The following is a 15,440-nucleotide window of genomic DNA, read 5'->3' on the forward strand; positions in this document are numbered from 1 at the left end:
AAAGTACCAATTAATTGATTGTTTTGGGCTATCTATGTATTCAAGTAGTGTTTGTATAAAGATCCATTTAGAGCGATTACGTTATAATTTACGTATACTTCGTTCTAGATATCCTAATGTTATGCCTGTTATTAAAGCTAATGCCTATGGTCATGGTATCAGAGTTGTTGCAAATGTCCTTAGAGATGAAGGCGTTCAACATATGGCTGTAGGATCTATTACAGAAGGGTTTTTATTACGACAAGAAGGTCATCAAGCTTTTTTACTTGCTTTGTTAGGACCTTTTTCTGAAGAAGATGCAAGAATTGCTGTAGTACATAATATAACTCCGGTTATTCATAATATTGAAAGTCTCCAATCTATTGTTCATTATAGTAGAGTACACCAAGGTGGTACTGCAGTACCAGTTGCTATTAAAATTGATACTGGTATGGGCAGACTTGGCTTTTCTTCTAATGACTATATAAGTCTTATAGATTTATTAAGGCATACACCAGAAGTAAATCCTATTTTATTATTATCACATCTAGTTGCACCAGAAATTTCATCTCTTGATAATGTTACACATAACCAAGTAGAGCAATTTGCAAGAGCTTATAAAGCTATTAAAGAAGCTTTTCCAACTATAAAAACTTCTTTAACAAATTCTCCTGGGCTTTTAGCATGGCCAAACTATATAGGAGATTTTTCTAGACCTGGGATAGCGTTGTATGGGGGAAATCCATTTTATGGTACAAGTCGTGTAAGTCTTGGGAAAGGTTTTTTACCAGTTATGGAGGTGGAAGCACCAGTTGTAGCTATAAATACAGTTTCTGCTGGTTCTTCCATTGGATATGGTTGTACTTATTATGCTAAAGAAGATATACGTGTTGCTGTTATTGGAGCAGGCTATGCAGATGGATATTCACGAAGTTTTTCAAATAAAGGTTGGGTAGTTATAAAAGGAAAGCGCTATAGAATTGTTGGTAGGGTTTGTATGCAAATGTTGATGGTGGATATCACTAATAGTCATAGTAAGATATCTATTGGTGATAAAGCATTTTTATTAGGTGGTGGGGGAAGTTTAGCTATTAAGCCAGAAGAACTTGCAGAATGGTGGGGCACTATTCCTCATGAAGTTTGTTGTTCATTGGGTTCATCAATAGGAGCTCAACAAAAACAATTAGTCATTATTTGAAATAAGTATTATAGTGATACATTTTGACATGTTGGACAAATACCATATAAATAAAGCTGATGGGACTTTAAAATAAAACCATATTGTTTGGCATATTTTTGTTGAAGTTTTTCAATAGTAGGATCTATAAACTCAAAGTTAATACCACATGTATCACAAATAAGATGATCATGATGTTCATTAAAATGTTCATATCTTGCAATACCATCACTAAAACGTACTTCTCGTGCTAAGTTGGCTTCACAAAGAAGTTTCATAGTACGGTAAACAGTTGCTTGCCCAAGAGAGGGATCTTCTTTTTTTATAATATGATAAATTTCTTCAGTAGTTAGGTGTCCTGTTGTGCTAAGAAATGTTCTAATAATTTGTTGTCGTTGATGGGTGTTTCTTAAACCTTTATTCAGAAGGTGTTCAGAAAAACTACGGAGAATGCTTTCAATTCCTGGAAGCTTTTTAGACATAATTACCTCTAGAGAGTAATAACTGTATGGTGTTACAATCTTTTTGTCAAAGTGTAAAAGTGAGAGAAATTTTTTAACTTTTAAAAGTAGATAGAAGTTTTTATGTATAAGTTATCAAAAAAAGTTTTTATTGTTATTCCTCCTCACGAAGTAGGACTTTTTCGTTTTTTGTTAGAGGGGTATGATCATTTAGCACAATTTACAGTTTTAGATCGTTTTCAAGCCTTATTAAAGATATTTTTTTCATCTTATCAAGAAGAAAGGGTAACTTTAGCTTTGAATGAGATATCTGAAGTTATTTCATTTAAGAAAATTAACTAGGTTGACGTGCAAGAATTTTTTTAATTGCATTCATTACTTGTATAGGAGTTAGTTCTTCCATACATTTACGTTGGATAGGACATTTTTTGTCTCCATGTAGTGAGCAAGGGCGACAGGGTATATTGGCTTCAAGGATGATATTGGCATCTTCTGGTGGGAAAAATCCCCAGTCTTTTGTTGTTGGACCGAATAGAGCAATAACTGGTGTTTTTATAGCAGTAGCAAGATGCATTGGTCCAGAGTCACCAGTAACAAGAACGGCTGCTCTTTTAAGTAAAGCACATGTCTCTCTTATTGATGTTTTATTTGTAAAGTCATGTTGGGGTGGGATATTTTTTAAAGGAGTACCTTGCCCTATAATAAACCATGGAATTTTTTCAGATGTAAGGTGTTCTATGATGTTATACCATGAGTTAGTGTTCCATGCTTTATTTATATGAGTTGCATAAGGATGGATTGCTACAACTTTTTGTTCAGGTGATTCCAAAAATGTAAAATAGTTTTTAACTTTATCTTCTTCTTTTTTATGAAGTAAAATAATTGGTGTAAGCTGATCAGGTGTTGGTGGAAGAGTGTTAAGTGCATAAATATATCGTTGTGGCACAGTCCATTTATTAAGCCGTTTTTTTAAAAGACGATTTTTAGTTAAAAGAAATAATCTACGCTCAAAACTCATTTTTGAATAACGGTATATAGGCCCTCTCCATAATAAACTTATTAGGCGTGTTTTTAGTGTGCCATGTAAATCAATAAGTCCATAGTTTTTATGGTGGTTAGCAAGAGAACGAGCAGTAGATATAATATGTTTAGGTAATAGTTGTTCTTTGGTTAAAGCAATAATATTTTGAACAGCAGGGTTATTTTCAAATATAGATGTTAAGCCTTCTTGTGTAATAATAGTAAACTTCCAATTAAAATGAGTATACCAATAGTGTATAACACCAGTTGTAAGAACAACATCGCCTAATGCACTTAATCGAATAACAACCCAGTTTTTAGTTATTGATTTTATGGTAGTTGAATATAATTCATTTTTGTCCATAAAATAATTCTAACAATAGCCTGTAAAAAAAGAAAGATCTAAAAATATACTAAAAACTGTTAAAGAAGCTGTTAGGGTATAATTTTTATCTAATACTGTTTTGTTCTTTTTGAGTACATATTTTGGGGTTTGGATACGCATAGTAGTATGCTACACCTAATTATTTGAAAAAATTATATATTATCAAAATAGTTGTTATCAACTATTTTACCAGTTTAATTGTATAGTTACCAATATATTGGTTATAGCTTTAGCTTTAGTAACAACGTGTTAAAAAATATAATTAGAAAATAATAAGAATTGTATCTAGTTGTAGGATAATGATAAATAAGCTTTTTTATAATTTTCTAATAGAAATAACAGTCTCGATTTTTTCTGCAAATTCTGAAAAATTTAATCCTAAGCCATTAGCAAGACCAATAAGAACTCCTAGAGTAGGATCTGACAATCCTTTTTCTAGATAATAAATATAATTTCTTTCAACATCAGCAAATTCAGCAAGTGTTTGTTGTGAAAGTCCACGTTGTTGACGTAGCGTCCGTAACATTACACCAAATTGAGTAGAATGAAACTTTTTCATGTTAATTATCTTTAGGCTAACATTTCGATTATTTGTACTAACTATATTTAGCATTCTAATACCTTTCTTTCTTTTTTTATGTATTGCAAGAGCAGAAAGTTTTATAAAAGTAATAGATGGAGATAGCTTAAGTTTATATAAAACAGGTAATAAAAAAATATTGCGTTTATATGGCATTGATTCTCCTGAGCTATCTCAACCCTTTGGTTTATTAGCTAAAAGAGCTACAGAATTTTTGGTTGAGCATGGTAATATTGTAGTCAAAAATATGGGTTATGATATTTATGGTCGTACGTTAGCTATTATATATTTAGAGGATGGTTTAACACTACAAGAACATTTACTTCGGAAAGGTCTTGCTTGGGTATATCCTAAATATTGTAGCGATGTTATGTGTAACTACTGGTATGAACTAGAAGAATTTTCTAGAAAGAACAAGTTTGGACTTTGGAGTAAAAAAAGAGCTATCCCACCTTGGAAGTGGAGAAAGTTAAAGCTGCGATATTAGTATTGTATTTTGTAATAGTAATATAATATAGTATAGGTATAATTATATTTAATAATAAAATTTATTAAATATAATTGATATATTTTTATTGATGTGTTGATATATAACATTTCATAATTATTATTCAGTGATAATTATATTTTCATTAAGTTATAATTTTTTAATAACTATATGATCATAATACAATATACATTATAGATATTATATTATTTTAATATACATCTTGTTTGTATAATAGTTACTTTTTTATTTTATGTAGATAAAAGTGAGGTTGCAGACACTTAACAAGGGGATAACATATGGTTGCGACAGACGTTATCAAGGATCTAGGTCAGGAATTAAATATTCCAGGACTTGAATTTGATCAAAATTTGGTATGTTCGTTCTCTGTCCATAATGGTAATCTTGATATGACTATTGAGACTAATGAGACAGGAGATTTAGTCTATGTGTGTGGATACTTAGGAATTATGCCTGATGATAATAATGCTGCCGCTGCTGTTGCTATTCTATTTGCACAAGCAAATTCTACACTTAGTTCTATGAATAGAGGAGTACTTGCCCTAGATTATAATGGAGAAAGATTATTATTTTCAAAGCTTTATAACGTTAGTCATTGGGAACCTAATGAATGCATTGAGTCAATCTTACAACTCATAGAGGATGCAGAGGAATGGAAACATCGTTTATATCAGCCTGATTTTGGACTTAGTGAACTTACGAAAGGTGGTATAAATAAAACAGAAAATAATAACAGCTTTTTAAAAGTCTAACTTGTACAGTTTTTAGAATAAATATTTTTTAGTTTTACTTAGAAGCTATTTTTAATATAGAGCATAATGGAATTATAGGGGAGAATACCATGAGAGTTGGAAGTAGACCAGACCCTAATGTTCCTACTAATGTTGAGCAAAACTCAGATATTGATAGTGATGATAACACATCTTCAAGTACTACTTGTTGTGTTTCTACTCATTCTGTCAATGAAGGTGCTCAACAGCACAGTGATAGTACGCCACTAACAGACAGAGCTTCTCAGGGAAGAAAGTGGGATCCATCTATTGATTTTAATAGGCTAGGTGCTCAATTAATAACCAGTGTACAGTCTTTTTTTACTATCATTAGAGATAGAGTTAGTAGTTTTATTACAAATATGAAAGACAGTGGACCATGGGCTCGAAGTAGAGGTTCATATGATTTTCACAGGGATGATGATACAATAAGTACGACAAGTTCAGATTCATATACTACAGTTAGTGATATAAATTCCTCAGAAGACACTGCTAGTCTTAATAGTTTTCACTCAGTCAGTAGTCATAGCTCTAGTGAAAAAACATTTCCAGTTTATACTCAAGAACAGTTACAGCAGTTTGCACAAGAAGGTGTTACTAATTTAGTTCATTCAAGACCTTATGTTTCTAATGGACCTTCTATTAAATTTCCTGATCAACTTGGTGGTCATGGAGACGTTGGTTTTTTGCAAGGTACAAATATAGTTTTCAAACAAAATCTTACAGCTCAAGAGGCTAAGACATATAAGTTATTAAATGACTTGAAAAATTGGCTTCAAGATCCTCAACCTTCATCTATCAATATTCCTGAATCATTAAAAGGTATCTCGCGCTCAGAGATGAAACAGTTACTTGATAACAAAGACTTGTTATTGAGTAGTTTGCCATTTCCTCTAGCAATGGCAGAGGGTGAAGGCTCAGCAGCTGTAGCTATAAAAAATGTTAATATGTATCAATCGGAAGAAGGCTCATTTAATAAAGTATCTTCTAAAGGTGTTATTGATGTAAAACTTGGCTGTAAAACTATGTCTCTTGCTGAATTAAAAGCTCATTATCCTAATAAAACTAAGGGAATTTCACTTTTTAGAAAGATTGTTACAAATGGTGTATTACCTATGTTGCGTGGAACAACTAGCCGTGGTTATGAGGTAATACCACAAGCAAAAGGTATGAAACGACTATTTATGGCAAAACAGGCATCTGACAACCTTATGCAAAACTTATCTGCACGTCTTACAGCACAACAGGCTGTAAATTTAGCTAAGCAAGTGACTGACTTAACAAGAGCTATGCGTATATTACCTATAACATTTGTTGGTTCAAGTATGCTTATAGCACTTCCAGATGCAAGTAGTACTAACTCTATGCCACAAGTTGGATTAGTTGATTTTGGCCATCCAGTATTTAGTACTGAAGTAACTGTAGAAGGACCAATCACAGAGCAAGTTTACGGTGAATTAAAAGACAACTATATGGAAGCTATTGGTAAACTACAATCTCAAATTGAAGAAATTTCATATCAGGCATCAAGACATTAATATATGCTTTAGATTGGTAGTTATTTTAAGATAGAGCCATTATGAGGATATTGTTTCAGAACAAATTTTTGTTGAATTAAAGAAAACATATCTGAGCATTAACCTATCTTCTTAAGATAAGGAGTAGTTATTTCAAGTATCAAGAGGTTATACTAGTATTAGTTTTATTATTAGTTATGTTAATAAATATGTAGAGTTAGTTTAGTCATATAGGTATTTGTAGACTAATGCTCTTTGGTGGAAGAATAACCTATTTAAATAAATAATTAATTAATGTTACATTATTTATTTAGAATAAATTAAGAATTCTATGGAGAGCAATATGAAAGTTGGTCCATCTGATCCCGGTATTAATAGAGTTCAGATAGAGGAACAACCATCTACAGAAAGTATAAGCTCTTCTAGTTCTGGAAGCAGTAGTGGCATAAGAACTAGAGAGCAAAGTTCTAATCTTGATCAGAGACGAATGACTAGTAGTAACCTGAGAATGAGCCTTAGATTAAATCCTGTTGTATCGGATAAGGTCCTCAAATTTTTTGGATTGCGTTCAGCAAGTGGAAGTTACTCTCCATCAACATCTTCTAGTTCTTCTTCCAGTTCTGCAACAAGAAGTAGCAGATATAGTTCAACAGATTCATTAAGCTCAAGAAGTACTATTGGAAGTAATATAACATTTAGTGAAAGCGATGAATCTTATTATAGTACAATAGAAGAAGACAGTGAATCAATTTATGAGTCAGTAAGTAGTAGCAGCAGTAGCGATATATATACATATGACTCTAATTCTAATAGCAGTTCAGTTTCAAATTCAACACAAAGTCAAGCACCAGAGCTACCTCCACGTCCAAATGTATTGCAAAGTGAAGCACCAGAACCACCTCTACGTCCAACTAGTACATCTTCACAGCATTCAATACAATCTCAGGATTCAGTTGGATCTGATGATGTTTTTTGGTCTGAATCTGAACCTGAATCACTTTATGCAGATAAAGAGCAAGTTGGGGAAGGTGCTTATGGACCAATAAGATCTTCATTAGAAGAACCAATAGTTTTAGAGTCAAATTACATATCATTTGGTTCTGATGGTGTAGTCTATTCTGACTTTGCTCCAATGCCACAGGTTACCAGTAAATCTTCACAATCAGACTCTGTATCAACACCACCACCTGTTTCACCAAGAGAGCAGGTTGCAGGCTCACTAGGTGTAGGAAGTAGATCAAAATTATCTTCTACTAATAATGTAGCTAGTTCGCTGTTTGATCCTAATATGCAGCGTATTGCACGACAGGCAATTGATAAGACTATTCATGGAAACTTTGGTAGTCCAAATGGACCAAAAGTTGATTTTCCATATCAAGTTGGAGGCTATAGTAAGACAGGTTATATAGCTGGCACAGATCTTATAATACAACAACATGTAAACCCAACTGAACAAGAAGTGTATACATTTATGTCTCAAGTTGGTGAGTGGTTAAAAGATCCTCAAGGAGGGCCTGAAAATGCACCAGAGGTCCTTAGTGGTCTTACCTATCCACAACTAAGTGTAATTCATTCTTATAGAGATAGGCTTCTAGGAAGTTTACCTATTCCTGTGGCTATGGGTGGAACTAGCGACAATTCAGCTGTAGTACTTTTAAATCCAAATAAACAACCTGATGGATCAGGTGGTGTTATGAATTTATCTGGATTTGAAAGTACTGATGTTAAAGTAGGTCCAATACTTGTTTCCAAAAGCGAATTATCAGCTCACTATTCTAAACAAGCAGGAGGGTTAGGGTGGGCTAGGAAGGTTGTGACTGGAAGGATTGGGCCAGGGATGCGAGGGGCAACTATCCGTGGATATGATATGAAACTTGGGAAAAATGAACGTGGTTTTTCAAGATTACAAACAGCAGTAGGAAACAGTGATGATGCTTTCCCAAAAAGGTTAGGAGGTCTTACTTCTAACCAGCTAAAAAACTTGGAAAAGACTATGGAGGGGTTACAACAAGCAGCTCATTTTTTACCTGTTACATTTGTAGGATCAACTCTTCAGTTTGTATTACCAAATCCTGGTGATACAACCACTATGCCTCGTGTAATGCTAGGTGATATAGGTCATCCTATATTTAAAGATGAAGCAACAGGAGATGGTCCCATAAGTCCTCGTATCTATGATAAATATAAAAGCAATTTTACAAGTGGAATGGATTCAATTAAAGAAACTATTTCAAATATAGTAAAAAGTAAAATAGAATAATGTAATATATAATATAACTATATGTTAATAGTTATAGAGAGTAAAGTACATATTGTTGTTAAATATTATATAATATAATTATATAAATATTGAAATATTAAATAATAATATTATATGTAATATTATACTGTTTAATTTATATGCTACATGCTAAAGTAGCAAATAAACGTTATGACATATTATTACACTTAAATTTGTAGTTTATGTTACATACATGTTCTTTACACATTAAACCCTGAGGGTATAAAAATGGTTTCAACAGATGTTATCGATGCATTGGGTCATCTATTGAATATTCCTGGTCTATCCTTCAACGAAGATTTATTATGTTTGCTTTCTGTAAATAACGATAACGTTGATGTAACTATTGAAACCAATGAATCAGGAGACTTATTATATGTATGTGCTCACTTAGGCACTATGCCAGATGATGATAATGCAGCAGCAGCTATAGCTCTTCTCTTTGCACAAGCAAATGCAGTGTTAACAGCAATGAATAAAGGTGTCCTTGTGCTTGACTATAATGGTCAAGGTTTAATGCTTGTAAAGTTATATGAAATGAAGCACTGGGAACTTGAAGATTGTTTAGAGTCTATTCTTCAACTTTTTAACGATGCAGGTGAATGGAAAAATCGTCTATACTTACCTGATTTTGGTCTAGGTGGAATGGATTTTGACTTAGATACTAGTTCAAGTGGTTCAGATCAATTTATGAGGGTATAGTTTTTGTTTAACTACTTATTACCTTAATAGATAAATAGATATGCCACAGTTTGATTGCTAAGGAGAACAGTATGACTAAAGTTGGTGGTAGTAATCCTTTTTCAACACTTGCATCAATGGTTGGCTTTAGCAAATCTTCTTCCAGCTCATCTTCAAGTAAGGTAGCTGAATTAAAAAGTAAATTTGAAGCACTTGGGACACTAACAAAAGCAAGTCCTCGTCCTGCAAATGGCACTCAGGATACTAATCGATTAAGTGATAGACTATTTAGAGGACACTATACAGTTCCTGCTAATACAGCTTCAAGAGTAGGTGGTCATCTTCAGCGGGTTGATGACAATAAAAGTAGCAGTTCAGCAGCTAATGTTGCAAAAAGAGCTGCAGCACATTCTTCTTTTGCAAGTTCAAACCCAGGACTCCAAGGAGCTAGCGGTTCTTCTTCTGGAGGAACAGGCGGAAGTATAACAGATCAAGTTAAAAGTAGGGGAATTACTGCAAGGAATTTTTCGGATTCTAATAATAATTCTATAGGATCAGGGTCAAGCAGTGGAAGTATATTAGATCAGGTTAGAAGTCAAGGTATTACTGCCAGAGGATCATCTATTTCTTCTGGTAATGCATCAGGTACTAGCAATGTTAATGATGGAACAAGTTCAAGAGATTATGGAGCTAATGTCCGTAATACTCGTGAAAGATTTGAAGCTGGTCCTGGAGGTGCTCAAGGAGAGTCTCCTGGAGTAAAAGATGCTAAAGAAGCTACTAAAGGAGTTAGTGTTTCTAATTTAAGAGGAATATTTGAAGGAAGAGGTGGTGCAGATAATAATCAAGTAGGTAGAAGCTCTGGTGGAGTTTCAGGAGCATCAGGATCAGGAGGAGCTCAAGGGACAGGAGGAACATCGGGATTAGGTGGAGCACAAGGTACATTAGGAAGTGGAGGTCTTGATGGAGGAGGAGTTTCAGGTGCTGCTGGTGGAACTTCAGGCGCCTCAGGAGCCGGAGGAGCAAGAGGTACTGCTGATGGAATAACGTCTCCTGGAGCAAGAGAAGCACAAGAAACTATTAAAAATGCTGGTGTTAGTGTAAGAGATTTAGCTGGAAGATTTAGTGGAGCTCAAGGTACAAGTGGAGCTTCAGGAGCAGCGGGAGCTTCAGGAGCCTCAGGAGCCGGAGGAGCAGCTGGTGCGGCAGGAGGTGGAGGTCTTGATAGAGGAGGAGTTTCAGGTTCTGCTGGTGGAACTTCAGGCACCTCAGGAGCCGGAGGAGCAAGAGGTACTGCTGATGGAATAACATCTCCTGGAGCAAGAGAAGCACAAGAAACTATTAAAAATGCTGGTGTTAGTGTAAGAGATTTAGCTGGAAGATTTAGTGGAGCTCAAGGTACAAGTGGAGCTTCAGGAGCTTCAGGAGCAGCTGGTGTGGCAGGAATGCCAGCAGGTAGTGGAGATGTTGTTGATGGACTAAGAAGAGGAGGAGAAGATACTGTCGATGGATTTGGAAGAAATCAGGGTAGTGGTCCTATCCCTAGTTCTGCAGATTTTGTAGATGGTCCTATAGGCGGTATACAAGGAGCTGGAGGAGCTTCAGGAGCAGCGGGAGCAGCTGGTGCTTCAGGAGCAGCGGGAGCTTCAGGAGCAGCAGAGCCACTTCCTACTAATGGTACAGATCAGCAGATAGCTGAAGTCGTTGTAAGAAATGCAGAAAATGGTCATTTTGATGGTATTGATTTCTCGACACAGCCTGGTGGTGTAGAATCAAATACAGGTAGTATCCCTGGAACAGATCTTATTGTCCAACGAGACATCACTCCTGGAGAACAAGGAGTGTATAATAATCTCAGTGAGATGGGATCATGGATGGATAGCCCTAATGCTAGTCCTACAAATGCACCAGAGTCTCTTACAGATGATCATAGTGTTTTGACTACACTACTTAATAATAAAGAAGGCCTACAAGATACTGTTCCTTTTCCTCTTGCTGTGGGTGAAGGCACTGTTGTTACTAAAACTCTTGATCCAGACATTGATACAAGTAAGATTAAAATCCCACTTGAAATTGTTTTTGGTTCTGGAAGTATGTATGGTTCTGGTATTGGAGGAGGTAGTAGTACAATTAGCTCCTCAATGTCTGATGATGGAAGTTCTAGCATAGGATCAACTACACGTAAAAATAGAGCAGGTGAAATAATAAGTAGAATTGCAATGAATCAATCACCTGGCGCTGGTAGCGGGGGTCAAACTGTAGTTGGTGGTCTTGGTTCTGGTAGTAGTAATATCAATATAAGTGGTGGACGTGGTGGTATTGTTTATGGACCAATGCCTAATGTGAATGTAGTAGCTGGAGATGGCCTTAATAGACTACAGCTTGGTAGTGGAATAAATCCATTAGCACTTCTTCAGGAAAGAATGGTTAATTTTTCTGCTGCTCAACTAGAGCATTTACATGGCCAACTTACAGGTATGATGGCTATGATGGAAGCTATGCCTGGCGTAGCATTTGAAGGTGCAAGTGTCCAAATGACATTACCTGAACCAGGTGATACACAGACTATGCCTAGTATAAGGCTATCAGGTTTTGGAGAGCCAAGGTTGCGGGAAAATATAGGACAGCCAGGGCAACCTCCAACACAAGAAGCATTTGATGCATTAAGGAATGGTCCACTAAATGGAGTAAGCGAGTTAATGAGCCAAGTTCAAGAAATGATAACTGTAAGGAGTGAAGGAAGTATTTCACTAAGCAGAAGTAGTAGTTTATCAGATTTAAGTTCAGAAATATAACTAGCTACTTTGTTAACATGCTATGACACAAAAATCTACAAAGTAATTTTGTGTCATATCAGTATATTTATATAAGTAATTATGATGTGATATTGTTAGATAGTATAACTCTACTTATTAGAATTACTAGTTGTTAGTTGGATATAGTGTGCTAGTTGCGTTTATTAATAATATATTATGGTTATCTATTTACAAACAATATAGTCTTATAGAGAAAAATACAGCTAGTGTAGCGTAATTATAGACTATTATATTTCTAGATATTATTTCAACTAGTTCAAGAAATGATAACTGTAAGGAGTAAGGGAAGTATTCGTAAGCAGAAGTAGTAGTTTATTAGATTTAAATTCAGAAGCATAACAGACTACTTTGTTAACATGCTATGACACAAAAATCTACAAAGTAATTTTGTGTCATATCAGTATATTTATATAAGTAATTATGATGTGATATTATCAGATAATATAATTTAATATAATTCTACTTGTTAGAATTATTAGTTGTTAGTTGGATATAGTGTCTAGTTGCGTTTGCTAGCAATGTACTATGGTTATCTATTTATATAATAATTATATAGGAAAATATAGCTAGCATACTATAATTATAGACTATTATATTTCTAGATATTATTTCAACTAGTTCTATATAGAAAAATAATGAAGGAATACTGCAAGATACCTTTATTGTTATGTAGTGTGTTAATAGTAAATGGGGTTTAATTCTTTTTTTATTATTAATAATTATAGTTAGTTATGTTGTTTTATTGAGAGGTTGAAAGTATGATTTCATCAGGAGTAGATAGCATATTTTCTTTAAGTTTACCCTGGGTAAAGAGCTCTTGTGCTGTTTGATATACAGCAATTGCTTGTTGGATTAATATTGAATTAGATTTATTTGTAGCAGTTGTATAAGATGATAAAAAAGATTCTATTATTGGATTTTTTAATGGTTCTAATATTACTAGTTCTTTTTCAGTTAGATACCCTAATAATTGATATGTTCCAATCCAAGCTCTACCATCATTTTTAGAAAGAGTTAAGATATTCTTTCCAAAAAAACTAGAACTATAATTCCAGTTCAATAGTGAAAAAAGAGTAGGTGCAATATCTAATTGACAACATAATGTGTCTATTTTTTGGCTTTTTATATGTGCAGGACTATATATAAAGCATGGAATATCATAATTATCTGGGGGAAGAACTGTTTTCCCTGCACTACCAGCTGTATGGTCAGCAACAATTATAAATATTGTATCAGAGAACCAAGGTTTTTTTTTAGCTTCTTTTAAAAAGCGATGAATAGCATAGTCTGTATATTTGATTGCACCAGTTCGGCTAGTTCCAGAAGGGACGTCAACTCGACCATCTGGATAGGTAAATGGACGATGGTTAGAGGTTGTAAGCGCAACATGGTAGAATGGTTTATTAGAGGTATATGCTATATCGGCTTCACGAATGACTGCATCAAATAAATCTTCATCACATATCCCCCAGGCATTTGTAAACGTTTTATACTCATCTGGAATGGTTGATCGATCTATAATACGAAAACCATTTCCTGAAAAAAATTCATTCATGTTATCAAAATAACCATACCCACCATAGATAAAAACAGTATCATATCCTCTTTGTCGGAAAAGTGTTCCTGTATTAAAGAGGTTATGATTATTTGGTCTACGAACAATAGATGCACCTGGTGTGGGGGGTAGACTTAAGATAATTGCTTCAAGACCTCGTACAGTACGAGTTCCTGTAGCTTTCATATTTGTGAAATAAAGACATTTTTTACTAAGATCATTTAAGTGTGGTGTACGGTCTCCTAAAGAGACACTCCCTAAGCTTTCCACTACAATAGTAATAACATTTAAATGTTTTTCTGGACTATTAGAGTGTATGTATCTTCTCCACTCCATAGAGTTGTCATTGAAAAATACACTATTTGGTTCTATTAACTCGTGATGTAGGAGTTCAAAAGCTAATTTTTTATCAATTACAGGATAAAATTGTCTGTAATCCAATTGATTATTTCTAAATGCTGAAAATAGTGACCATATACCATTTTTAGAAAGTTCTTGACTTAAGGCATTATTAGAAAAAGTAGGAGGTGAATATATAGTGGTTATAGATGCAAGAATGATCCAAACACTAAAAAACCATCGTACACTAGGCACTGGTATATTATTAATTTTTTTTGCAATAGGCCTAAGTAGTATCCAAGACACACCAAGAGAGCATAAAAGGATACCTATTAAAATAGGGATAATAGGATATGACTCTATAATATTTTTTACAACTTCAGTTGTGTATATAAGATAATCAATAGCTATAAAGTTAAATCGACAATGCAATTCATCCCAAAATAAATATTCAGCAGCACCTGTAAATAGAAAAACAGCCGTATAGAGACTAAATACAAAAAATAAAATTTGTTGAGTAATTTTTCCAACTACACGTGAACCAGTTAATAGTACACATATTGCTAATGGAAGGGTTATAAGGATAAAAGGAAAAACATCATTAATAAAGCCTACACTAAGTATCAACGGAATTGAATAAAATGAGTCTATAGCACTAGTTCCTACATGAATAAGTAATACAACTCTTACAATTTGATTAATACTTTCATAAATAAAAAATAATAGTCCAAGATAAATACAGCGAATATATTTCATAATTGTATTATAGATGTTTTTTGGAAGATATTGCTTTAACTCATTATTATATTAAATATAAAGAGTTAGCTATTAATTTTTAACTAACTTATCATGCTTTTTGAAGTGTTTATAAAATAAAAATTTATATCATTGATATTGAATAAATCATTTACGTTTTCTTCTATTATAGAAGTTTTGATGCTTACTATATATAATCACTATTTATTTTTACACTAACAATATAAAGTTCATAGAATGCATAGGTTAGCCATTCTACATAAAATAATTTGTTTAATATTATTTTCATAATAATAACAACAATTGATATAAGTCTATCCAAAAAATAGTATAGATGCAATTCAATATATATATATATTCTATATACTAGTAAGTTCAAATAGATAGATAATATGAGTGAACAGATTTATATTAATAGATAGTCATATTGACAACTTACTCAATAAGTAGATGTTAGCTATTTGGTTAAAAAAGAGTTATCCTAAGATTTTTGAAGTTAGATTATATTTTTTATTACTTTACTACATACGTTAAATAAGATATGTCTAAAATTATATTTCTTTTTTATATTTGTTATTAATCAGGATAATTTTAACTATAAAGCGATTAAGTAAC

The 15,440-nt window shown here is 33.5% G+C and carries 13 protein-coding genes; 8 read left to right on the forward strand and 5 right to left on the reverse strand.

The window, feature by feature from the left end:
- The first annotated feature begins 34 nt into the window (after positions 1-34).
- Positions 35-1,177 (forward strand): alanine racemase, encoded by a 1,143-nt coding sequence (alr, locus tag LI_RS00175; RefSeq protein WP_011526117.1) that lies wholly within the window; start codon positions 35-37, stop codon positions 1,175-1,177.
- 8 nt (positions 1,178-1,185) lie between these two features.
- Here the strand turns inward: alr and LI_RS00180 are convergent, their stop codons facing one another.
- Entirely contained in the window at positions 1,186-1,638 is a 453-nt protein-coding gene (locus LI_RS00180; protein WP_011526118.1) for a Fur family transcriptional regulator, read from the reverse strand.
- A 102-nt stretch (positions 1,639-1,740) separates the two neighbouring features.
- On the opposite strand from LI_RS00180, the gene LI_RS00185 reads away from it, so the two are divergent.
- Positions 1,741-1,959 carry a DUF4911 domain-containing protein gene (locus LI_RS00185; protein ID WP_050812162.1) on the forward strand — a complete coding sequence of 73 codons (219 nt, stop codon included), beginning with the start codon at positions 1,741-1,743 and terminating at the stop codon, positions 1,957-1,959.
- On the opposite strand, the gene LI_RS00190 is transcribed toward LI_RS00185, so the two are convergent.
- The 3 genes from LI_RS00190 to LI_RS00195 form a co-directional block, all read right to left on the reverse strand.
- The gene (locus tag LI_RS00190; RefSeq protein ID WP_011526119.1) at positions 1,952-3,001 is read right to left on the reverse strand and encodes a glycosyltransferase family 9 protein; all 1,050 of its coding nucleotides are present in this window, start codon (positions 2,999-3,001) and stop codon (positions 1,952-1,954) included. The two genes, LI_RS00185 and LI_RS00190, sit on opposite strands and share 8 nt — an antisense overlap.
- A gap of 9 nt (positions 3,002-3,010) precedes the next feature.
- Complete coding sequence (locus LI_RS07665; protein ID WP_257616100.1) at positions 3,011-3,142, reverse strand: hypothetical protein; 132 nt, start codon at positions 3,140-3,142, stop codon at positions 3,011-3,013.
- A 196-nt stretch (positions 3,143-3,338) separates the two neighbouring features.
- Positions 3,339-3,581 (reverse strand): helix-turn-helix domain-containing protein, encoded by a 243-nt coding sequence (locus tag LI_RS00195; protein ID WP_011526120.1) that lies wholly within the window; start codon positions 3,579-3,581, stop codon positions 3,339-3,341.
- Here LI_RS00195 and LI_RS00200 point away from each other — a divergent pair.
- The 6 genes from LI_RS00200 (at position 3,580) to LI_RS00225 (ending at position 12,154) form a co-directional block, all read left to right on the forward strand.
- The gene (locus LI_RS00200) at positions 3,580-4,089 is read left to right on the forward strand and encodes a thermonuclease family protein (RefSeq protein ID WP_011526121.1); all 510 of its coding nucleotides are present in this window, start codon (positions 3,580-3,582) and stop codon (positions 4,087-4,089) included. The genes LI_RS00195 and LI_RS00200 overlap by 2 nt on opposite strands.
- Positions 4,090-4,388: 299 nt before the next feature.
- The gene (locus tag LI_RS00205; RefSeq protein WP_011526122.1) at positions 4,389-4,862 is read left to right on the forward strand and encodes a type III secretion system chaperone; all 474 of its coding nucleotides are present in this window, start codon (positions 4,389-4,391) and stop codon (positions 4,860-4,862) included.
- 89 nt (positions 4,863-4,951) lie between these two features.
- Positions 4,952-6,418, forward strand: coding sequence for a hypothetical protein (locus tag LI_RS00210; RefSeq protein ID WP_015353662.1), 1,467 nt, complete (start codon positions 4,952-4,954; stop codon positions 6,416-6,418).
- Between the two features lie 322 nt (positions 6,419-6,740).
- Positions 6,741-8,657, forward strand: coding sequence for a hypothetical protein (locus LI_RS00215; RefSeq protein WP_223604199.1), 1,917 nt, complete (start codon positions 6,741-6,743; stop codon positions 8,655-8,657).
- Between the two features lie 249 nt (positions 8,658-8,906).
- Positions 8,907-9,380 carry a type III secretion system chaperone gene (locus LI_RS00220; protein WP_011526125.1) on the forward strand — a complete coding sequence of 158 codons (474 nt, stop codon included), beginning with the start codon at positions 8,907-8,909 and terminating at the stop codon, positions 9,378-9,380.
- A gap of 71 nt (positions 9,381-9,451) precedes the next feature.
- Positions 9,452-12,154: a hypothetical protein gene (locus tag LI_RS00225; RefSeq protein ID WP_011526126.1), complete on the forward strand. Its 2,703-nt coding sequence runs from the start codon at positions 9,452-9,454 to the stop codon at positions 12,152-12,154.
- A 760-nt stretch (positions 12,155-12,914) separates the two neighbouring features.
- On the opposite strand, the gene LI_RS00230 is transcribed toward LI_RS00225, so the two are convergent.
- Entirely contained in the window at positions 12,915-14,825 is a 1,911-nt protein-coding gene (locus LI_RS00230) for an LTA synthase family protein (protein WP_011526127.1), read from the reverse strand.
- Positions 14,826-15,440 lie beyond the last annotated feature (615 nt).

The sequence above is a fragment of the Lawsonia intracellularis PHE/MN1-00 genome (assembly GCF_000055945.1).
Lineage (GTDB): Bacteria > Desulfobacterota > Desulfovibrionia > Desulfovibrionales > Desulfovibrionaceae > Bilophila > Bilophila intracellularis.